General features: G+C 64.1%; 9 protein-coding genes. 6 read left to right on the top strand and 3 right to left on the bottom strand.

Features of this window, described 5'->3' with window-relative positions:
* Positions 1-63: 63 nt before the first annotated feature.
* The 3 genes from AC3CB8_RS23770 to AC3CB8_RS23760 all read right to left on the bottom strand — a co-directional run bounded on the left by AC3CB8_RS23770 (position 64) and on the right by AC3CB8_RS23760 (position 8,589).
* Positions 64-786 (bottom strand): M15 family metallopeptidase, encoded by a 723-nt coding sequence (locus AC3CB8_RS23770; protein ID WP_023782748.1) that lies wholly within the window; start codon positions 784-786, stop codon positions 64-66.
* An 18-nt stretch (positions 787-804) separates the two neighbouring features.
* A complete protein-coding gene (gene pbpC, locus AC3CB8_RS23765) occupies positions 805-2,910 on the bottom strand; it encodes a penicillin-binding protein 1C (RefSeq protein ID WP_031240740.1) in 2,106 nt (701 codons plus the stop codon).
* Positions 2,911-3,108: 198 nt separating this feature from the next.
* Positions 3,109-8,589 (bottom strand): MG2 domain-containing protein, encoded by a 5,481-nt coding sequence (locus AC3CB8_RS23760; RefSeq protein ID WP_352563831.1) that lies wholly within the window; start codon positions 8,587-8,589, stop codon positions 3,109-3,111.
* Positions 8,590-8,869: 280 nt separating this feature from the next.
* Between AC3CB8_RS23760 and AC3CB8_RS23755 the strand changes: the two genes are divergently transcribed.
* From AC3CB8_RS23755 to AC3CB8_RS23730, 6 genes are all read left to right on the top strand, one after another.
* Entirely contained in the window at positions 8,870-10,798 is a 1,929-nt protein-coding gene (locus AC3CB8_RS23755; protein WP_488377347.1) for an autotransporter assembly complex protein TamA, read from the top strand.
* Between the two features lie 2 nt (positions 10,799-10,800).
* Positions 10,801-16,854 (top strand): translocation/assembly module TamB domain-containing protein, encoded by a 6,054-nt coding sequence (locus tag AC3CB8_RS23750; protein ID WP_352563833.1) that lies wholly within the window; start codon positions 10,801-10,803, stop codon positions 16,852-16,854.
* A 252-nt stretch (positions 16,855-17,106) separates the two neighbouring features.
* Positions 17,107-18,765, top strand: a complete 1,659-nt coding sequence (locus AC3CB8_RS23745) for an ABC transporter substrate-binding protein (protein ID WP_023782742.1) — start codon at positions 17,107-17,109, stop codon at positions 18,763-18,765.
* A gap of 148 nt (positions 18,766-18,913) precedes the next feature.
* The gene (locus AC3CB8_RS23740; protein ID WP_023769593.1) at positions 18,914-19,948 is read left to right on the top strand and encodes an ABC transporter permease; all 1,035 of its coding nucleotides are present in this window, start codon (positions 18,914-18,916) and stop codon (positions 19,946-19,948) included.
* Between the two features lie 11 nt (positions 19,949-19,959).
* A complete protein-coding gene (locus tag AC3CB8_RS23735; protein WP_023769594.1) occupies positions 19,960-21,117 on the top strand; it encodes an ABC transporter permease in 1,158 nt (385 codons plus the stop codon).
* A 50-nt stretch (positions 21,118-21,167) separates the two neighbouring features.
* A complete protein-coding gene (locus AC3CB8_RS23730; protein WP_023769595.1) occupies positions 21,168-23,360 on the top strand; it encodes a dipeptide ABC transporter ATP-binding protein in 2,193 nt (730 codons plus the stop codon).
* The last annotated feature ends 163 nt before the right edge of the window (positions 23,361-23,523 follow it).

Here is a 23,523-nt window from a genome sequence, read left to right as displayed (position 1 = left end):
AGTCGGCCCGCCATCCGGCCTATCTAGGGATGCGCGGTTGCCGGGCAAGGCTGGTTGGGCAGGTTACTCGGCGGTCACCGGGAAATCGAAACGCTGCTTTTGAAATGGCTCGCGGGCCAGCGCAAAGTGCCACCATTCGCGCGTGTAGTTCTTGAACCCGCCAGCACGCATGGCATCGACGAGCAGCTTTCGGTTTGCCGCCGCTTCGGCGCCGAGCGGGCGATGCGCGGTCTCGCTCATCGGGTCGAAACAATCGAAGCCGGTGCCGAAATCGACGGTGTCGGCATCGATCGCGCCGCAGTCCGGTTTCGGAACGGGGGTACTGTCGACAGGCCCGATGGCAACATCGACGGTCGAGCCGCGCGAATGGCTGGACCGTTCACCGACATAGCCCTTGGCGATGAGATCGCCACGCTTGACCGTCGGATACCATTGCGGGTCCGGCGGTCCACCGGCGGCCGTCCAGTGGCCCATATCGGACACGGCGCGGGCAGGGCGGTAGCAGTCGAAGACGACCAGCGTCAGGCCTCTGGTTGCGATCGCCCGCTGGACTCGGGAAAGCGCCTCGGCGGACTCCCGGGTCAAAATGCAGACCGGCGCGTCATAGCCATTCACCTTGCGGTGCAGAAAGTTGTCGGTTGCGGCGTAGCGGATGTCCTGGCGGATAGATGGCGCGACATCGGCGAGGCGAACGAAACCCGCGGGGAGGGGATCGGCACGCGCCGGCAGGGCGAAGCCGGCAATCATCAGCGCACAAAAGCCAATGCGCTGAATCGGTTGGCGCATACTATTCAAGGATCGCTTTCACTGGACGAACACTTTCACACTCGCCGCCCGCCCGGCCGCATCTATCACAGTGAGCGTGGAATAACCCGCGCCGTCGGGCAGCCAGGTCGCGGTGCGGCGGCGGTCGAGGCCGATGAGGGGCTTGCCGTTGGCCAGCCAGCGGAACGGGGCGCGGCCGCCTTGCAATTTCAGCACCAGCGGCGAGGCGTCGGCCGAGTTGGTGGCGAGATCGACGCGGGCGCCGTCAGGCGGGAAGATGATGGTCGGCGCCGGTTCGGTCGGCGTCGCCTGCACCAAGCCATCCGCGCCGGCACCGAAGCGGGCAAGCGTCACAGGCAAGTCCTCGCGCTTGGGTGCGAAGACACCGGGCGGTTTGCCCGGCAGCGGCACGGTGGCGAGGCCGGAGCGGACAAAACCTTCGAACAGGATGGGAGCGGCCGAGACATAGCCGGAGAGGCCCGGCACAGCGCCGGCATCGGGCCGGCCGACCCAGACGCCCAGCACATAGCGGCCATCGAAGCCCACCGACCAGGCATCGCGATAGCCGTAGGAGGTTCCGGTCTTGTAGGCAATGCCGCGCTGCAAGGCGCCTTCGGGCGGTTTTACTCCGGAGAGGATGTCGATGATCTGCCAATTGGCCTGGTCGTTGAGGATGGTGGTGGTCGAACTCACGGCATTGGCCGGCTCGGTGCCGTCGCGCAGCGAGTGCGTCTTGCCGCCATTGGCGAGCCCCGTATAGAGCTGGACGAGGTCTCGCAGCGTGACGCCGACGCCACCAAGGCCGATCGCCAGCCCCGGCGCCTCATTGACCGGCAGGATCGGGTTGACGCCCGCCTGGCGGAACCGCGCCGTCAGCCGCGCCGGACCGACCGCGTCGAGCAGCCGAATCGCCGGCACGTTGAGCGACAATTGCAGCGCCTGGCGGATCGAGACATCTCCCTGATAGCCCATGTCGAAATTTTTCGGCCTGTAGCCGCTGAAATCGACCGGGCTGTCCTCGATGAGCGTCTCCTGCGCCACCAGTCCCTGTTCGAAGGCGAGGCCATAGATGAACGGCTTCAGTGTCGAGCCGGGCGAGCGCACGACCTTGGTCATGTCGATCCAGCCGGAACGACTGGAATCGAAGAAATTGGCCGAGCCGACTTCGCCCAGAATGTCGCCGGTGCGGGCATCGGCCAGCACCATGGCGACCGACAGACGCGGCCCGAGCCTGGTGGCGGCGTCGCGGGCCACCTGTTCCAGTCCTTGCTGGACGCTTTTGCGGATCGTCAGTTTGAGCGGCTGGCCGGGGACGGCCTTGGGCAGCATCGCGTAAGAGGCATGCGCGGCGAGCGCCGGCAAGCGCCGGCGCAGGCTCAACACATCCTCAAGCGCCGCGCGTGCCGCCTCGCGTTCGCCGATCAGGCCTGATGAAACCATGCGGGTGAGCACACGGTCGCGAGCTGCGTGGGCGATCTGGAGGTTGCGGTCAGGGCGGCGCTTTTCCGGCAATTGGGGGAGGGCCACCAGAAGCGCGGCTTCGGAAACGGTAAGCCGCTTTGGCTCCTTGCCGAAATAGGCCAGCGAAGCGGCACGCACGCCCTCCAAATTTCCGCCATATGGCGCCAGTGTGAGATAGCGTTCGAGGATCTCGCGCTTCGACAACCGCCGTTCGATCTGGACGGCGCGCAGCATCTGCTTGATCTTGGATCCGAGGCTGCGGCTCTCACGCGGCTCGATCAGGCGGGCAAGCTGCATCGACAGGGTCGAGCCACCGGAGACGATGTGGCCGCTGGTTGCGAACTGGCCGGCGGCGCGCGCCAGTGCCAGCACGTCGACCCCCTCATGGTCCCAGAAGCGCTTGTCCTCATAGGTGACCAGCATGTCGACGAACTGCTTGTCGACCTGGTCGAGCCGGGTTTCCAGCCGCCAGTAGCCGTCCGGCGTGGCGAAGGCGCGCAACAGCTGGCCGTCGCGGTCCTGGACTTCGGTGGAGACCGTGAGCCTTTCAGGAAGCGGGGGCGGGAAGGCACGGTCGAGTTGCCAGAGGGTGGCGGTGGAGAGGGCGAGAAAGCCGGCGCAAGAAGCCGCGGTTATGGCGGCGCGGCGCAGGAATTTTCTGGAGAACATGGCGCCGCCGCTCATTGTCCTGCCGGGCATTTCTCCCCGTATAGAAACGGGGAGAAAGAGGCTGTTGCTGATGGTTTCGCCAATCGCCAGCGTTGCAGAAAAAGCGGCGAAGTTCGAGATAGCTCCCTTCTGCCCGTCACTATACGGGGAGAAGGTGCCGGCAGGCGGATGAGGGGCAGCGCCGTCGTCCTGTTCATATTCGCCAGCATCGCCTTACGGTGCCTTGATCTCCATCATGCCGGTGGCGGTGCGGGCTGAATATTGCGGACGGTACATGTCCTCAACCGTTGCCGCCGGATGGGCGTAGGTACCCGGCGTCACGGCGCGCACGACATAGGCAAGCGTCAGATTGTGGTCATGGTCGCCATCGGCCGGGTTGAATGCCGCGACGAACCGGTCGTCGCGGAATTCCAGATGCGCGGCGTCGGTCTGTGCCAGCCAGGAGAAGTTCGTCAACTGGGCGCTGGAGACCAGGCCTGGATTGTCGATCTCGAAGCCGGCCGGCAACAGGTCGGTGACCAGCAGGCGCGACGGCCAGCTGTTCTGCTCGGTGACCTTGAGCACGACGACATAGCGTTCGTTCTGGGTAGCCTCGGTCACATTGGCTTCGGTGCCGTCTAGCTTGTAGTAGGTGCGGCTGATGGTGAAGCCGTCACCGCCGGCCGGCAAGGGCTGGATCGGCGACGCCACGGTGGTGACGACGGCCTGCAGCGGGGTCTTGCCGGTGTTGGCGACTTCCAGCGGGCTGTCGACCAGTTCAGAGCCGTTGACTTGGTTGGAATAACCACCCGAATGCGGCGCGCCATTGACGGTCAGCGCGATGGAGTCGTTGCCTTCCTTCAGCGCGCGCGCCGCCAGCAGCATCCAGGAATCATCCTGGGTGCTGGTCCAGCGCGCTTCGGCGCGTTCCCTGGTCACCAGTTTGATCAGCTCGGGCACGATGGTCGATACGGGCTTTGATTCCGCCGCCAGCGACAGCATGGCCGCGTCGTCACGCAACGCCGAACCGTAGTCGGAGCGGTACCAATCGTAGTCCGTGCTCGATTTGGCGAGCTGCAGTGCGGTCTTGAACGTCGCCTCCGAACGCTGCGCGTCGCCATAGAGCGCCAGGCTGGCCGCCAGCTGGGCAACGGCCATCGGGCTCGAGAAGGCTTCGAGCTGCGTGTCTGCGTAATAGCGCAGATCGCCGATCGAGGCCTTCTTGTTGCGGGCGAGCACATAGAGCGCGTAGGCGATCTCGCTGCCGCGGTCCTGTACGCTCTGGTCGTAGCCGAGCGAGTTCTGCAGGTTGTTGAGCGCCTGGTTCATCGCGAGAGCCGGCACGTCGTATTTCTGCTCCCGCGCCCTGGTCAGGAATTCGCTGACATACGCGTCGAGCCACGGGTCGCCGGAGCCCGGACCCCACAGGCCGAAGCTGCCGCTCGAGGATTGGTAGCTCAGGACTTTGTAGATCGCATCCTGAATGCGGCCGTGCAGGTCCGGATCACTTTCCATGCCGACGCCGGATGCCATCTCGTTGACGTAGAGAAGCGGCATGGCGCGGCTGGTGGTCTGCTCGGCGCAGCCATAGGGGTAGCGATCGAGCGTCATCAGCAGCGAGGGCACGTCGAAGGCCGCCGCCTGCGAAACGCCGACACTGACCGAAGCGCCGTCGAGCAGGCTGGCAGCCAAGAGTTCCTTGTCGATGCGCAGCGCGCCGCCATTGCCCTTGAGGTCGACCACAAGGCGCGTGGTGACCGGCAATTGCGCCGGGCGCACCGGCACATAGAGCGTCTGCTCGACCTTGGTGTCGTCGGCGTGCGCCAGCTTGATGGTGAGCGAGGCATTGCCCGCCGTCCTGGCGATCAGCGGCACGGTAAGCGTCTGGCGCTTGCCGTGTGCGAGCGTCAGCTTCTGGGGCAGGGGCTTGTCGCCGGTCGACAGGTCGCCCGTCGTATCGATCGACAGCGCATAGTCGCCGGCCGGGCCATCGGTGTCGGCCACGTCGAGGCGCATGACGGCGTTGTCGCCAGGCGCCAGAAAGCGCGGCAGGCCGGCGGTAATCACTATGGGATCGCGCACGATCACGTCCGCCTGGGCATGGCCGACCGCTTCCTTGGTCCAGGCGACGGCCATGACCCGCACGGTGCCGTTGAACTGCGGGATATCGAAGTCGATCCGCGCCTTGCCGTCGGCGTCGAGCTGGACGATGCCGGAGAAGAAGGCGACCAGCTTTTCGGTGGGCGGGCTGCCCTGCGCCTGCATGTTGGCGCCGTCGCCGCCGGTCCGGAGCTTGCCGGTGGTGCCCAGCGAGCCATCGATCAGGCGGCCGTAGATGTCGCGGATCTCCATGCCCAGCATGCGCTGGCCGAAGAACCAGTTCTCCGGGTCTGGCGCCTTGTAGTTGGTCAGGTTGAGGATGCCGACGTCGACGGCGGCAACCGTGACATAGGCGTTCGTGCCCGGCTGCACGCCGGCCACGGAAACCGGGACCGACAGTTGCTGGCGCGGCACGGTCTTGTCGGGCGGCGTCAGGGTGATGGCGAGCTTCTTGGCGCCCGGATCGACCGTCAGCCATTTCACGCCGATGGCGCGGGCCGGCATGCGCGTTTCCTGCGTATCGCCCGGCCGGAACAGGGTGGCCGTGACATAGGCGCCGGCGCCCCAATCGTCGCCGACCGGAATATCGACGGTGCTGCCGCCGGCCGGCACGGTCGCCGTGATGGTCTTCAACAGCTTGTCGGAACCGATGTTGACGAGAAGTTCGCCGGCAAAATGCGGCGAGATTTTCAGCTTGGCAACCTCGCCCGCGGCGTAATTGTCCTTGTCGAGGGCGATCTCCAGGCCGTCGGGCGTTTCGGTGGTCGTCGAGGCGACATACCAGCCGGCGTCGAACTCATAGCTGGTCGCCGGCCCCTCGGGATCGGATGTCTCGACCTCGAGCCGGTACTGGCCCCAATCGACCGGCACGGAGACGGTTGCGTCGCCGTCGGCGCCGAGGTCGACCTGGCCGTTGGCAATCGACTTGGTGAAGGAGACCGGCTCGTAGTTCCAGGAATTGTTGGAGCGATACCACTGGTAGTTCCGTTCGACCTTGACCAGTGTCCACTGCGCGGCTTTCAGCGCCTCGCGCTTGCCGTCGGGATCGACGGCGATCAGGCTGAACTTGGCGGTGCCGCCCTGCGGCACCTCACCATCGGCGAAATCCGGACGGATGCCGATCATGTGGCCTTGCGGGCGGATGCCGATGTTGAGCGAGCGCTCGATGGCGCGGCCGCCGGTTTCGCGCATGCGCACCGTCACCTTGCCGTCGACCAACTTGGTGGTCGAGGGCAACTGGTCGACGGTAACAGGGAAGGTCGCCTTGCCGTCATCGCCTACCACCGGCAGGTCGGTGAGCGGCGTGACCGTCGGCTCCGACGACTGCTCGTCGGCGAGGCCGAAGGAAAAGTCGGGGAAGCGGTCCCAGTCACGAGAGGTCGACAGCGTCAGCTCGCCTTCCAGCGCAAGGCCCGCCGCCGGCGCGCCATAGAGGAAGCGGCCGTCAATGTTGATGTTGGCGGTTTCGCCCCGCGCAATCTCCTGCTTGTCGGCCTTCATGTCGAATTCGATGCGATCCGGCACGAAGTCCTCGACCAGGAACATCTGGCTTGCCACCGCCGGCTGCTTGGGGTCGGTATGGATCGACACCGACCAGGTGCCGCGCATGGCGTTGGGTTCGAGGGGCAGGTCGACGGCATGGCCGCCGGCCGATGCGCCGTCACTGACGATGCGGCGGTCCTCGACGCCATCGGGGCGCGAGAAGATGAAGGTCAGCGGCAGGTTCTCGACCGCCTTGGCCGCACCATCGCGGGCAAGGGCGGCGACATGGACGTCCTCGCCGGCGCGGTAGATGCCGCGCTCGGTCCAGGCATAGACGTCGAGCGCGCCTGGTGCCGCGCGTCCGGTGACGCCGCGGTCGGACAGGTCGAAGCCGGCCTTGGCCATGTCGAGGAAGACGAAATCATTGTCGCCCTGCTTGGCCATCAGCACGGCCGGCACCATGCCGCCGTCACCGCGCGTCAGGCCAGGGTTGAAGACGGCATGGCCGTCGGCATCCGACGTCGCGGTGCCGAGAACCTCGTTGTTCCTGGCAACGAGCGTCAATTCGGCGCCGGCAATCGGCTTGGCGCTGCCTAGCGAACGGGCAAAGACATTGAGCCCGTCCTGGCCGGTATAGGTCGACAAGCCGATGTCGGAGACGACGAACCACTGCGTGGCCAGCGAACCGTAGTCGTCGCTCTTGTCGTTGACGGGCTGCGCGGTCAGCACATAGACGCCGGGCTTGCGCTGCGGCAGCGCTTCGTCGACCGGGAAGGAGGTGGTGACTTCCTTATTGAGGTCGTTGCCGATGTCGAGCTGGCCCTGCCAGACCGGCGCGCCCATCTGCTCGGAGATGTTGGAGATGTCATAGCCGTCGAGCTGGTGCAGGAACTGATAGCCCGACAGAAGCTGCGCCAGCGAACGGTCGCCGATGCGGTAGAGCTTCATTTCGGCGGCGTTCATGTTGACGGTGACGACCGGGATGCCGCGGCGCGCGCCGGCCGGCAGCACGAAGCTGTCGCCGGTGAAGCGGGCGGACGGCGCGCGGTCCTGCACATAGATCGACAGCACCACTGGGGCGGCGGTCACTTCGCCGATCGCGGCCGGCAGGCCGGCGCGGAAGGTGACGTCGTAGTGCTGGCCATGCTCCAGGCCTTCGACGCAGATCTGCTTGTCCTTGGCCTCGACGCCTTTTGGCGGCGCGTTGTCGACGGTGACGAACTGCGCGTAGTCGACGCCGGTCTTGACTAGATCCTCGGAGAATTGCGCGCAGATGCGCGGCGCGCTGGTGTCGGCATCGATGCTGTGATCGACAACGCGGAATCCTTTTCGGGCTTTCAGATCGGCATAGTCGGCCTGGACCGCGGGCGAGCCTTCCAGCGCAAGGCTGGCCTCATAGGCCTGCAGCGCCGGCCGGTAGAGATCGCGCTTATCGAGACCGTCGCCGAGCAGCGCCAGCACTTCGGCGCGAGTCTTGGTGGTGCGCAGCAGCTTATAGGCGTTGAACGCGGCCGACGTGCCGTTTGCCGGCAAAGTCGAGGCTTCGGAGGTGTTGGCGGCAGGCTGCACGGCCAGCGTTTCGCGCGCCAGCTTGAGCCAGAGCTGGCCATCGTCAGGCATGACCGAGACCGCGGCCTCGTATTTCTGCATGGCGGAGCGATGGTCGCCGGTCAACACGGCCTGTTCGGCGGCATTGGTCAGTGCCGCCATGCCCTCTGTCGGCTTGTCGAAGGCAGGGCCGAGCAGCTTGTTGCGGTATTGCTGGGCCTGGTCGGCCATCCAGTTGGGGAAGAAGGCGAGTTCCGGCGGCGCGCCGATATCGGGATCGCCGTCTATGTTGACGACCTTGCCGGCGATCGCGCCGGTGAAGGATTTCAACTGGTTATGGTCGGATTTGAGAAAGCACCATTTTGCCTTGGTGTTGTAGGTGAAGGCGCGGCAGGCCGGATCGCCGAGGCATGTCGTCTTGCACTGGTCGAGCGTGACGTTCTGGTCGGACCGGAGATCGAAGCCGAAATAATCGGAATTGTCCGTCGTCGCGATTCGCCGGGCCTCGGCCGCTTGCGCGACGCTACCCCAGGCAAGAAAAAAAAGGACGAGAATCGACAGACCACGAGCCGCGCGCATTGCCATTACACCCTCCAGACAATTGCAGACGTCCGGGCATGATCAAGCTTCAGTCGGGCTTGTCAACGCGCGAACGCGGCAGGTGCCGCCTGCCAACGGTTTATTTTCCGGCCAAGGACCGGTATGCGAACAGTAACCTCCATGGCAAAGGGGATCACGCTTTCTTGCGGAAACGCAGAAGGTGTGAATTCCAAGCCCGTCCTATTTCAGACAATTGGATTGTGGCCCCTTTACGAGCGCTTCAGAACTTCATTCCAATTTTAGTTTTACGAACTAGGTTGTCTTAATGCCGGCGCATGAAGAGCAGATGTCAGGAGGGATCGCGCCAGGGCGCGTGCTTCCGCGCGCCCTGGCTTTGGCCATGATGTGCTCGATGGCGCTGCTTTGCGAATTGGGGTCCGCGGCCGCGTTCGAGCTTTTCGGCATCAAGCTGTGGGGATCGTCCAGCGACGAGGACGCCGACATTGTCGATCCCCTGCGCTATGCGGTGACCATCTCCGCGCCCGATGCCGACAAGGACCTCGTCAAGAAGCTCGAAAACGCCTCGGCGCTGAAAAGCGACGAGGACCGACCGGTTTCGGGCTCGCTCGGGCTGATGGCCAAGGCACGCAGCGACCGTGAACAGCTGGTCGCAGCCCTTTATGCCGATGCCCGTTATGAAGGCGTCGTCACCGTCACCATCGACGGCAAGCCGCTCGACGAATTGCCGCCGGACGCCGAATTCAAGGGGCCGCAGCCCATCCCGGTAGTGATCACCATCTCAGCCGGCCCCAAATTCACGCTCGGCAACATCAGGCTGGAAGGCGACGCAGCGGGGCTGATGAGCGCCGATTATGGGCTGATATCAGGCGGCGACGCCGGATCGGGCGCGGTGCTCAAGGCCGAGGCGCTGATCGTGCGGACGCTGAAGGAGCAGGGCAGGCCGCTGGCCAGGGTGACCGACCGGCAGATCGTCGCCGACCATGCCACATCGACGCTCGACGTGACGCTGACGGTCGCGGCCGGCCCGGTAGCCGGCTATGGCGCGACCACGGTGGAAGGCACCGAGAAGGTCGACCGCGACTTCACCGAATACATGACCGGGTTGAAGCGCGGCAAGCAATACTCGCCGCAGGAGATCAGTGACGCGCGCGACAGGCTGCTGGCGCTCGAGGTATTCAACAGTGTCACCTTCAAGGAAGCCGACAAGCTCGACGCGGACGGCAACATCCCGATCGGCGTCCAGGTCAGCGAGCGCAAGCCGCGTTATTTCGGGCTGGGTGGCACATTCTCGAATACCGAGGGGCTTGGCCTGGAGGGCTACTGGGGCCATCGCAACCTGTTTGGCCGTGCCGAAAAGTTGCGCATCGACGGTGCCATCAGCGGCATCGGCAGCAACAATCTGTCCGAACTGAACTACAATGCCGGCATCATGTTCGAGAAACCCGGCGTCATCGGGCCGGCGTCGAAGTTCTTCGCCAGCGTCAAGACGGTGCTGGAACATCCCGACGCCTACGACCATTTCTCGGTCAAGGGCAGCACCGGCCTGTCCTATGAACTCGACAAGAAGCAGACCGTGTCAGCCGAGGTCGCGCTCGATTATTCGCGCATTCACGACGCCTTCGGCAAGCACAAATACCTGATCGCCAGCATTCCGCTGCAGTATGTCTATGACAACAGAGACAACCGGCTCAATCCGACCACCGGCTTCCGTTTGCTGGCCTATGCCGAGCCGAGCTACGATATTTTGAGCGGTGCGGCCTTCCTCAAGCTGAAGGGCGAAGGGTCGGCTTATCAGTCGCTGGACACGGCCTCGAAATTCGTGCTGGCCGAACGTGTCGCCGTAGGCTCGATCGTCGGTACCGGGCTGCAGAACGTCCCGGCCGACCGACGTTTTTATTCCGGCGGCGGCGGTTCGGTGCGCGGCTATGCCTATCAGGGCATCGGCCCGAAGGACTTCACGGGCCAGCCGATCGGCGGCCTGTCCTTCTTCGAGACTTCAGTCGAGATGCGCATCGCCGTCACCGACACGATCGGGATCGTGCCGTTCGTCGATGCCGGCACTGTGTCGACCAAGTCGGTTCCCAGCTTCTCCGACGTCAAGGTCGGCGCCGGTGTCGGCCTGCGCTACGTCACGCCGTTCGGGCCGCTGCGTATCGACGCGGCCGTGCCGCTCAACCGCGATCCAGGTGATCCGCACTTCGGCATCTATGCCGGCATCGGACAGGCGTTCTGACGATGAAGACGGTCTGGCGCATTCTTCGCATTGTCCTTTACACGCTGCTGATCGTGGTCGCGGGTGCGATCGGCGCGCTGGTCGTGCTGACCAAAACCGAGCGCGGGCGCGACAACCTCGCCGGCATCATTTCGCGGCTGGCTTCGAGCGACGACCGCAAGGTCACCGTCAGCGGCATCGACGGCATCTGGTCGGGTAATCTCAGCGTCGACCATGTCGTGCTCGAGGACCGTGAGGGCGCCTGGCTAGTAGCGCGCAAGGTGGCCGTCGACTGGTCGCCGACCGCCCTTTTGTCCAAAAGCTTCAGCGCCGATCGCATCGCCGCCGATCGCGTCGAACTCGCACGCCTGCCGGTGGCCGGTACGCAGCCGCCCGCACAGAGCGGCACGACGACGCTGCCGGTCTCCATCGACATCAAGCAGATCGAGCTTCCGGAAATCGCGCTTGGCCAGCAACTGGCCGGCAGCGGCATCGCCGAGCTGGCGGCCAAGGGAATGCTCAAGGCCGATGCCGCGCCACTGGCGGTCCAGACGGTGCTCAACGTCACCCGTCACGACGGCAAACAGGGCAATGTCGACGCCAAGATCCACTTCGCACCCGCCGATAACAAGCTGGACCTCGACCTCAAGGCGTCGGAGCCGGCCGGCGGCATCATTGCCAACCTGCTCAAGCTGCCGGATGCGCCACCGGTCGATATCGTGGTTTCGGGCAGCGGGCCGCTTGCCAACTGGAGCGGTGTCGGCACCTTCCTCGTCGACCATCGGATCGTCACCCAACTCACCGGCCGTCACCAGCTCACCGACAAGGGCAATCATCTCGAAGCAAAGGGCGACGGCGATTTTGCGCGTTTCCTGCCGGAAAACCTGAAGCCGCTGTTTGCCGGCAAGACCAGTTTCGATGTCGCGGGCACCGCCACGTCGGCGGGCGGCATCAGCATCGACCGGGCCAGCATCGAGAGCGATGCGGTGCACGGCACCGCCTCCGGCATTGCCGATCCTGCCGGCGCCAGCGACCTGTCGGTCGAACTCGCCGCCAAGGGCCCGCCCGTGGTGATCAGTGTCGGCAGCAAGGCGCAGCCGATCACGCTCGCGATCAAGAACGCCACCGCGCGCGCCTTCGGCGACGGCAAGGCGCCGATCGTCGACATCGGCGCCTCCTTCGTTTCGATCGTCGCCGGCGGCACGCGGCTGGACGATCTGGCAGCGCAAATCCATTCCGACGGGTTCGATATTCAGAACCGCGCCGGCCCGGTTGCCGTCAAGCTGGAGGCGGGCGGCCTGAAAACCGACGTCGCGACGTTGGCGCCGCTGATCACCGGCAAGGTCAATGTCGATCTGGCCGGTTCAATCAGCAAGGACGCCATTGCCATCGATCAGGGTACGATGCGCTCCGATGCGGTCAATGCCTCGCTGACGGCGACGGTGGCGCTCGCCGACATGTCGATGCAGCTCAAAATGAATGCCGATGCCGTGGCCACCGCGTTTCCCCAGCAGATAGCCTCGGTACTCGGCGGCCGGGTGAAGTTCTCGGCCACGGCATCGCGCGATCCGCAGGGATCTTTCGCCGCGAACTCCATCGAACTCACTTCAGGATCGCTCAGCGCCAGCGGTACGGCCAGCATGCAAGGCACTGACATCCAGGCCGACATCAAGGGCAAATTGGGCGACGTTTCGGTGTTGTCGCCGACGGTCGGCGTGCCGGTTGCCGGCGGGGTCGATTTCGCGCTGTCGGCAAGCGGCGCGATGACCGCGCCGGATTTCACCGTTAGCGCCAACAGCGATAGCCTGACCGCTTCGGGCCGTACGGTCAAGGCCATCAAGCTGACCGCGAGCGGCAAGGCCGACATAACGAACCCTTCCGCCAACGTCTCGCTGACCGGCGCCGTCAACGACCAGCCGCTCGACATGAAGGCGGCCCTGGTGACCAGCGAGGGCAAGCGTTCGATCAATGGATTCCTGGTGTCGCTGGGCGACAACAAGGTCTCGGGCGACCTGGCGCTCGACGAAAAGTTCATGCCCTTGGGCAGGCTGACGCTCGCCGCACCTGCCATCGACCAGTTGGCCGCGCTCGCCGGCCAGGCGGTGACCGGCGACATCAACGGCACCATCTTGTTCAGCAAGGACGGCGATGCACCGTCCATTGCCATCGATGCCAAGAGCACGTCGGTCGCGCGAGGCGAGGTTACCGCCAAAGTGATCGCCATCAATGCGCTGGTCGCCAATTATCTCAAGGCGCCGGCGATCTCGGGCACCATCAAGGCCGATGCGGTCACTTCGGGAAGCACGGAAATCAGCGGCGTCGGCGTCGACCTCAAGCGCGACGGCGACTGGACCGATCTCACTGGTGGCGCGACCATAGCGGGCATTCCCGCGACCGCTGCCGGCCGGGTGAAGATCGCCGCGGGCACCACCAGCGTCGAGATCGCCTCGGGTGAGGCCACCGTTCGCGGCATCAAGGCGGCGATCGCCGAACCGTCGGCTCTGACCATCGCCGACGGTACGGCCAAGATCGAGAAGCTTGCGCTCGATATTGGCGGCGGCAGGGTGGCGCTGTCGGGCAGCGCTGGCGAGACGCTCGATCTGGCGGCGCAGGTATCCGCCTTGCCCGCGGCCCTTGCCAATGCGTTTTCGCCTGGCCTGGATGCCACGGGAACGCTTGACGGTATCGCTGAAGTGAGCGGAGCGCCGGCAACTCCCGACATCCGTTTCAACGCGAAACTGGCCGGTGCCGAGACTAGCCAGACCCGCCAGGCAGGGCTCGGTCCGCTCGCCGTCGATGCGGCCGGCAGCTACACAATCGCCGGCGGCGTCGCCCTCGACCATGCTACCCTGTCCGGCGACAAGGTTTCCGGGCAGGCGACAGGCACCATCAATCCGAATGGGGCGAGCGATTTTGCGATCGATCTGACCTCGTCGGGCCCCAGCCTGCCGCTGACGGTCGGCAGCGCCGAGAGCCCCGTCAAGATCGAGGTCCGATCAGTATCGGCCAAAATCGCGGGCGAAAGCACGCATGCCCGAGTGGACCTTTCCGTGATCCTGCCCTCGGTCGTCACCAGCCCGGCGAAGGTGGACGGACTGACCCTGGCACTGCACTCGGACGCATTCGATCTCCGGAATCGCGCCGGGCCGGTTTCCGGAACGGTATCGGTGGACAAGGTTGGGCTCGACAATCCAACGATTGCGCCGCTCATCGCCGGCAAGGTCACGGCCGCGCTCAGCGCCCGGCTGAGCGCCGACACCGTGGCCATCGACAGCGGCTCGCTGAAAAGCGATACGCTGAGCAGCCAGGTGGCCGGCCAGGTATCGCTGCGTGACGGTGCCATCGATCTCAACCTGAAGGCGGATGCGCCATCGTCGGCCTTGCCGACGGCGGCACGCGGCATGCTTGGCGACCGCGCCCAGATAAGCGCCACGCTGAAGCGCGAACCCAACGGCAATCTCCATATCGGTGGATTGAAGCTGGCTTCCGGCGCGCTGAGCGCCGACGGACAGGCAAGCCTTGCCGACAATAAGGTGACCGCCGACATCAGGGGGACGCTGAGCGACATCTCGCCATTGTCTAGGGATGCCAAGGGCGCCATCGCCTTCGCGCTGAGCGCGCAAGGGCCGGCCATGGCGCCCGACCTGTCGCTTACCGTCAACAGCGACAGGCTCTCGGTGGCATCGCGCGAGATCACCGGGTTGAAGCTCACGGCTACCGGCAAGGCCGATGCCGCCAATCCGGCGGCCAATGTCCAACTCACCGGCAATGTCGCCGGGCAGGCGCTGCAGGGGAGTGCCGTGCTGGCAACGACGAACGGCAAGAGCGCCATCAACGGACTGCTGCTGTCGCTGGGCAAGAACCGGGTCTCAGGCGATCTGGCGCTGGACGACAAGTTCGTGCCTGAAGGCACAATTTCGCTCGACCTCCCCGACATCGGGCCACTTGCCGCGCTGGCGCTGGAAAAGGCGGAAGGCGACGTTCGCGGCACGATCGCCTTCTCCAGGAATGGCGCGGCACCCCAGGTCGCCATCAAGGCGGCTACGACCTCGATCACGCGTGGCGATCTCCAGGCAAAGGCAGTTTCCATCGATGCGTTGATCGCAAACTATCTTGCGGCGCCAGTCGTCTCCGGCAAGATCCGCGCCGACACGGTTATATCGGGCGGCACCGTGATCAGCGGCATCGACGTGGACCTCAGGCGCGACGGCGACTGGACCGGCTTCTCCGGCGGCGCCACGGTCAAGGGCATTCCGGCCAAGGCAGCCGGCCGCGTGAAGGTGGCCGGCGGCACCACCACGATCGAGCTCGCTTCGGGGCAGGCAACCGTCCAGGGCATCAAGGCGGCCATCGCCCAGGCCTCGACCGTCAGCATCGCCAATGGCACGACGACGCTGGACAGGCTGGTGCTCAACCTTGGCGGCGGCACCGCGACGGTAACCGGCAAGGTCGGGCAGGCGCTCGACATCAATGCGGTGCTGGCGCGCGTGCCGATGTCGCTCGCCAACGGTTTTTCGCCCGGGCTCGATGCCGCGGGTTCCATTTCCGGGACGGTGAAGGTGACGGGCGCACCGGCGAACCCCGCTGTTGCCTTCAACATAGACGCGGCGGGCGTGCAGACATCGCAGACCCGTGGCGCGGGCGTCGGCGCGGTGAGCGTTTCCTCGACCGGCACCTTTGCCGGCAACAAGCTGGCCTTCAACGCCAATATCAGCGACGGGGCCGGCCTTGGCCTCAAGGGCGGCGGCACGGTGACGACATCAGGCACGCCGGCGCTGTCGCTCGACTTCAACGGTGCGGTGCCGTTCGGTCTCCTCAGCGAGAAGCTTGCCGCGCAGGGCCTGTCGCTGAGCGGCAACGCCAATGTCAATGTGCAGGTGCGCGGCCCGGCGAAATCGCCCGTCATCGGCGGTACGGTGAGGGCGTCCGGCGCACGCTTGGTCGATGCCAATTCGGGCCTCGCGGTCAACGACATCGCCCTCGATGTCTCGATCGGCAACGGCGTCGCCAGGATCAACCGGCTGACCGGTACACTGTCGACGCGCGGCAGCCTGTCGGCCAGTGGCACGGTCGGTATCAATCCGGCGCAAGGGTTCCCGGCCGACCTGTCGATCAAGCTCACGGACGGTCGTTATACGGACGGTCGCGTGGTGACCGCCAACCTTGGCGGCGACCTGACGATCAAGGGACCGCTGACTTCGGCACCGGCGATTGCCGGCACCGTCAACCTGGCCAAGACCGTCATCACGGTCCCGGACAAGTTGCCGGGCTCGCTCTCGGCGCTCGACGTCAGGCACAAGAATGCGCCGGGACCGGTCAGGGCGCAGGACAAGGCGCTGCGCCCGGCCACGACCAGCGGCAAGAGCGGTGGCAGCGGTCTTGCGCTCGACGTCACGGTCAACGCGCCGAACCAGATCTTCATCCAGGGCAGGGGTGTCGACGCCGAACTCGGCGGCTCGCTCAAGCTGACCGGCCCGGCCTCGTCGCCGCAAGCCGTCGGCACCTTCACCTTGCAGCGCGGCCGGCTGTCGATCCTTGGCAAGCGGCTGACCTTCACCGAAGGCACGGTCGGGTTCTCAGGTTCGTTGGTGCCTTATCTCAACCTGACGGCGACAACGACGACAACCGGCGCGACCGTCACCATCGTCGTGTCGGGCGAGGCGACCAATCCCAAATTCAACTTCAGTTCGGTGCCGGCGCTGCCGGAGGACGAGGTGCTGGCGCAACTCATCTTCGGGCGGTCGATGTCGAACCTGTCGCCGCTGCAGATCGCGCAGCTGGCCGAGGCCGCCGGACAATTGGCCGGCGTCGGCGGTTCGACGTCTCTTCTGGAAAACCTGCGCAGCGCCATCGGCGTCGACGACCTCGACGTGACCACCGACGACAAGGGCGGCACGGCGGTCTCGGCCGGCAAGTACCTGAACGACCGCACCTATGTGACCATCCAGAAGGGGGACAAGCCGGGTTCCGGCAAGGCGACCATCGACCTCAATGTCGGGCGCGGCGTCAAATTGCGCGGCGAGGCGACGGACGCCGGTGAAGCCAAGGGCGGCATCTTCTACGAGAAGGAATATTGAGGCCCTGGCCTTCATCCTGGCCGCAGCTGGCGCTGTCGTAACCAGTGCGAATGTCTCAATTTAATTGCTCGAAGAGATTTTGGCGAAATCTGGGCGCACTAGCAATTTTGCGCCAAGACTGTCGCTATCACGCGAACTGCCCCCCTTCCAAAGTTGCACATTCGCTAACATGTTCCCAATCCATGCCGTCTTTGACATCATGGCCCGGATGCGGAATGTTAATCGGCGGAAAGCCAACAATGGGAGTTAGTCATGACAATCTATAAGAGCAACGGCGACAGCGTTCCGGATCACATCCTGGCGATGGCCGAAGAAGCCAAGTCGGGCAAAGTCGATCGCCGCGAATTCCTCGCGCTCGCCAGCGTCTTCGGTGCCTCGACCGCCATGGCCTACGGCCTGCTCGGCCTTGCCGCTCCGACCCCGGCCAAGGCCGAGGACGTCCAGGGCAAGAAGGGCGGCGTGCTGAAAGTGGCGATGTCGGTCAAGGATCCCAAAGATCCGCGTACCGCCGACTGGTCCGAGATTGCCAACGCCCAGCGCCAGGCGCTCGAGCCGCTGGTGAAATACACCAAGGAGTACACATTCGCTCCATATCTGCTGGCAAGCTGGGACATCAACGACGACGCCACCGAGTACACGCTGCATGTGCGGCCTGGCGTCGAATGGAACAATGGCGACAAGTTCACGGCCGATGACGTGATCTACAATTTCACACGCTGGGCCGACAAATCAGCCGAAGGCAACTCGATGCCGGGACGTCTCGGCAGCCTCGTCGACGAAAAGACCAAGAAGTTGCGCGAAGGGTCGATCGTCAAGGTCGACGACATGACCGTGAAACTGAAGCTGTCGAAGCCCGACATCGCCATCATCCCGAACCTGTGCGACTATCCCGGCCTCGTCGTCCACAAGAGCTTCGACGAGAAGGGCGCCAACTTCAAGAACTGCCCGATCGGCACTGGTCCGTTCGAGCTCGTCTCCTATGATGTCGGCCAGAAGGTGGTCTACAAGCGCCGCACGACCGGCAAGTGGTGGCAGGGCGAAGCCTTCCTCGACGGCGTCGAGTTCATCGACTACGGCACCGATCCGGCCGCGACCGTTTCGGCCTTCGAATCGGGCGAAGTGCAGACCAACCACGAAACGACCGCCGACTACGTAAAGATCATCGCGGACGTCGGCGCGCCGCCTTCGGAAGTGGTGACCGCGGCTACCGTGGTGTCGCGCTTCAACGTAAACGCCAAGCCTTACGGCGACCAGAAGGTGCGTCAGGCGATGTGCCTGGCCGTCGACAATTCGGTGGTCCTGCAACTCGGCTACGGCAATGCCGGCACGCCGGCCGAAAACCACCATGTCGCGCCGATCCATCCGGAATATGTCGAACTGCCGAAGATCAAGCGCGACGTCGCCAAGGCCAAGCAGATGCTGACGGAAGCCGGCGTGATCGATTTCGAACACGAGCTGATCAGCAACGACGAGGACTACCACAAGAACACCACGGACGCGATCGCGGCCCAGTTGCGCGAAGCCGGCATCAAGGTGAAGCGCACCGTGCTGCCGAGCTCGACCTTCTGGAACGACTGGACGAAGTATCCATTCTCGGAGACCAACTGGAACATGCGTCCGCTTGGCATCCAGGTCATCGCCATCGCCTACCGCTCGGGCGAAGCCTGGAACGAGACGGCCTATGCCAATCCGGACTTCGACAAGAAAGTCAACGAGGCGCTCGGCGTCGCTGATGCGGAGAAGCGCAAGGTGGTGATGAAGGATATCGAGCAGATGCTGCAGGATTCCGGCATCATCATCCAGCCTTACTGGCGCAAGCTCTACATCAACATCAAGCCCGAGGTGAAGAACCACTCGATGCACCCCACCTACGAGCACGATTTCGGCAAGGTCTGGCTCGACAAGGCGTGACCGCTGCTTGATGAATATGAGGGGCGCGTGTCCCTCATATTCTCAGGATCGTCGCCGTTGCATTGGATGCAGCGGCGGCGTGACGTCACAAGGTTTTCGTCACAGGGTTGACCATATCTGACCCCAACCCGGCCGGCAGGGGGGCACAATGTTCTCATTCATCATCAGACGCATCGGCACGATACTGCTCACGATGCTGTGCCTGACGCTGGTCGTCTTCTTCCTCGTCAATCTCGAACCCAATCTGAAGAAGCTGGCGATCAGCCAGACCGAAATGCACACATCGGCCGAGCAGCTTGAAAGCTGGCTGGTCAATCACGGTTATCGCCAGAATTTCTTCGTTCGCTATGGCCAGTGGCTCGGCGTCGTGCCCAAGCAGCCGATCACGGATTCGGCGACCGGAAAGACCACGCAGCGCTTCTCCTTCTGCAATGACCCGGCCGTGCCGACATTCTCCGGCGTGATCGAGGGTGATTTCGGCTGTTCGACCAAGTTCAAGACCACGGTCGCGGCCAAGCTATTCCCTGCGCTGGGCGCTACCGGCATTCTGATGCTCTGCGTGCTGGGCGTAATGGTGCCGGTGTCGCTGCTGGTTGGCATCCTTGCCGGCATGCGGGAGGGGTCGCGCACCGATCGCGTTCTGTCGATCGCCTCGATCGCCTCGACGGCGACACCTGAATATGTGTCGGGCGTCATCTTCACCGTCGTCTTCGCCTCCTGGCTCGGCTGGCTGAACGGGTCGGCCGCTTCCGCGAGCCAGGGCATCACATTCTACAATTTCACCCTGCCGGTGATCACGCTGGCGATCTACGGCATCGGCTATATCGCACGCATGACACGCGCCTCCATGGTCGAGGTGATGACGCAGCAATATATCCGCACGGCACGCCTGAAGGGGCTTTCCTTTAAAAGCGTCGTGGTCAAGCACGCGCTGCGCAACGCCTTGATCGCACCCTTCACGGTCATCATGCTGCAGTTCCCTTGGCTGCTCACCGGCGTCGTCATCGTCGAGGTGATGTTCCGCTACCAGGGCTTCGGCTACACGCTGGTCGAGGCCGCCGGCAACAACGACATCGATCTTCTGCTCGGCTGTTCGCTGGTCTCGGTGTTCATCGTGCTGATCACCCAGCTCATTTCCGACGTCGGCTACGCATTCCTCAATCCGCGCATCCGCGTTCAGTAGGGAGAAGGCGCATGCAAGCTCAATATATCGGCGCCTCCACCATCATCCTCGAAGTGCTCTGGCGCTTCTGGCCGGTCTGGGTCGCCCTCGCCATCGTCATGGGTGCGAGCTTTCTCTACAAGAAGAAGCTGGCGCTCTACGGCCAGTTGTTCGATAGCGGCGTCGGCGTAGCGGGCGTCTTTATCTGCCTGTTCTGGCTGTTCACGGCGATCTTCGCCTCGACCATCTCGCCCTTCGATCCGCTCGGCCAGATCCCGATGATGAAGGACACGCTGCCGGGCGCCATCGAACCGCAATCGGGGCTCGCCTATCTGTTCGGCGGCGACAAGCTGGCGCGCGATGTGTTCTCGCGCATGGTCTATGGCAGCCAGATCGTGCTGATCATCGCACCCGCCGCGACCGGTTTCGCGCTGATGGTCGGCATCACGCTTGGCCTGCCGGCCGGCTACTACGGCGGCAAGATCGATTCCATCCTGTCGTTCCTGGCGAACCTCGTACTGGCCTTCCCGGTGATCCTCTTGTTCTACCTGCTGGTAACGCCCGGCATCATGGACACGCCGATCCCCTATGCGCTGGCCGGCGTCTTCTTCCTGTTTCCGATCATTTTCTTCAGCGTGCTGTTCTGGACGCGCTACAAGAACCGGCCCGACCGGATCTATATCCTGCTTGGCCTGACACTGATCATAGGCGGCTGGATCTACCTCGGCCTTGTCTTCGACAGGGACCCGCTGCACATCGTCCACATCGATCCCAACCAGCTCAACATCTTCGTGGCGGTGGTGTTCGCCTCCAGCCCGGGCGTGTTCCGCATCGTGCGTGGCCTGGTGATGGACATCAAGACGCGCGACTATGTGGCGGCGGCGCAGACGCGCGGTGAATCGCCTTGGTACATCATGCTGTGGGAGATCCTGCCCAATGCGCGCGGGCCGCTGATCGTCGATGCCTGCCTGCGCATCGGCTACACAACCATATTGCTTGGCACGCTGGGTTACTTCGGCCTGGGCCTTGCGCCCGAGAGCCCGGACTGGGGTACGGCGATCAAGGATGCCAGCCGATTGCTGCGTTCCTTCATTCACCCGGCGCTGCCGCCGACGATCGCGTTGATGTCGTTCGTTCTGGGTCTCAACCTGCTCGCCGACTCACTGCGTGAGCAATCGATGAAGGATTGATGGCGGGGTCCCAGATCCCACTTGGCCAAGAATTAGGATTGGAGCGACCCATGAACGAGGCAGTTCGAAATCCGGCACAGCCGATCATCGAGATCGAAAACCTTTCGATCTCCTTCTTCACCCGCAAGGGCGAGATACCGGCCGTCATGGACTTTTCCTGCACGGTGATGCCGGGCGAGGCAATGGGCATCGTCGGCGAATCCGGTTGCGGCAAGTCGACCGTGTCGCTCGGCATCATGCGCGACCTCTCCAATATCGGAAAGATCGTCGGCGGCAAGATCAAGTTCCAGGGCAAGGACATGGGCGAGCTCTCCGACGAGGAGCTGCGCGGCATCCGCGGCAACAAGATCGCAATGATCTACCAGGAGCCGATGGCCAGCCTCAATCCGGCGATGAAGATCGGCCAGCAGCTGATGGAAGTGCCGTTGATCCACGACAAGGTGTCGACGAAAGAGGCCTACTCCAGGGCGCTCGAAATGGTGCGCTCGGTCAAGCTTCCCGATCCCGAGCGCATGATGCGCTCTTATCCGCACCAGCTTTCCGGCGGCCAGCAGCAGCGCATCGTTATCGCGATGGCGCTGCTGTCGAAGCCGGCGCTGCTTCTGCTCGACGAGCCGACGACGGCGCTCGATGTGACCGTGGAGGCGGGCATTGTCGATCTGGTCAAGGGGTTGGGCGAGAAGTTCGGCACCTCTATGATCTTCGTCTCGCACAACCTCGGCCTCATCCTGGAAACCTGCGACCGCATCACTGTGATGTATTCGGGCGAGGCGGTCGAGACCGGCAAGATCAAGGACGTCTTCGACCGGATGCGCCACCCCTATACGCAGGGGCTGTTCCGTTCGATCCCGCTGCCTGGCGCGGACAAGAACTCGCGGCCGCTGATCTCGATCCCGGGGCAATTGCCACTGCCGCATGAACGGCCAAAAGGCTGCAATTTCGGCCCGCGCTGCCACCATTTCGTCGAGGGCGTCTGCAACGCCGCCGAAATCCCGATGATAGAAGTCGCCGGACACGAGGGTCATTTCTCGCGCTGCGTGCGCTTCAACGAGATCGATTGGGAGGCATTGCCGCCGGGCGCCAAGAAGGTGAATGAGCGCGTCGTACCGGGCGCGCCAGTACTCAAGATCGAGGACCTGCGGAAATACTACAAGGTCGGCGGCAGCGAGGTGTTCGGCTCGAGCGAAGGCCGCGTCGTCAAGGCCAACGAGACGATCTCGTTCATGGCACGCGAATCCGAGACAGTCGCCATCGTCGGCGAATCCGGCTGCGGGAAGTCGACGCTGGCCAAGGTGCTGCTCGGACTGGAAACCGCCAGCTCCGGCAGCGTCACGCTCGGCAACAAGGAAATCCAGTCGACCGGCATCGAGAAGCGCAGCGTCGACACCGTGTCGTCGATCCAGATGGTGTTCCAGAACCCGTTCGACACACTCAACCCCAGCCATTCGGTCGGGTCGCAGATCATCCGGACGCTGGAAAAATTCAACGTCGGCAGGACCGTCGCCGACCGGCGCAAGCGCATGCTGGAACTGCTCGACCTGGTGAAACTGCCGCGGGCGTTCGAAACCCGCAAGCCGCGTCAGCTTTCCGGCGGCCAGAAGCAGCGTATCGGCGTGGCGCGAGCCTTCGCCGGCGATGCCAAGGTGGTGGTGGCCGACGAGCCGGTTTCGGCGCTCGACGTCTCGGTGCAGGCGGCGGTGACGGAACTGCTGATGGATATCCAGCGCAAGAACAAGACGACGATGCTGTTCATCAGCCACGATCTCTCCGTCGTGCGCTACATAGCCGACCGCGTCGTCGTCATGTATCTCGGCTATATCGTCGAGCAAGGCACGACCGACCAGATCTTCGCGCCGCCCTATCATCCCTATACCGAGGCGTTGCTCTCGGCGATCCCGATTGCCGATACCAGCGTGGTCAAGAAGCACATCGTGCTGGAAGGTGACATCCCCTCGGCGATGAACCCGCCGTCCGGCTGTCCGTTCCAGACACGCTGCGGCTACAAGAAGCTGGTGCCTGACAATCTGTGCGAGACCAAGGTGCCGCCGGTCAAGAACCTCGGCGATGGCCATATGAGCCTGTGCTGGCTCTCCGACGACGTGCTCAAGACCATGGAGCCGGTGATCAAGTTCGACAAGGAACATGCTGCCCATGAAGGCGTGCCTGACGACGCGCCCCATGGCGAAGGTCCGGGCTTTGCCGGCGAGCCGCCGAAGCGGCCACATGGCAAGAAGCCGATTTGATATGCATTAAAGCCGGGCCGTCAGGGCGGCGCATTGCCTCTCGAAGCGGCCGGGATATCTTACATGCGTTTGGAGGGCGGACCATATTCCCCCCATCGCCTTGAGTATTTCTCCTTGTTGTCCTATGTGATGCGTGATGCTTGATGCGCGCAAGGAGATAAGT

This window comes from Mesorhizobium sp. P160927 (assembly GCF_057766385.1).
This window is presented reverse-complemented; position numbering and strand designations above follow the sequence as displayed.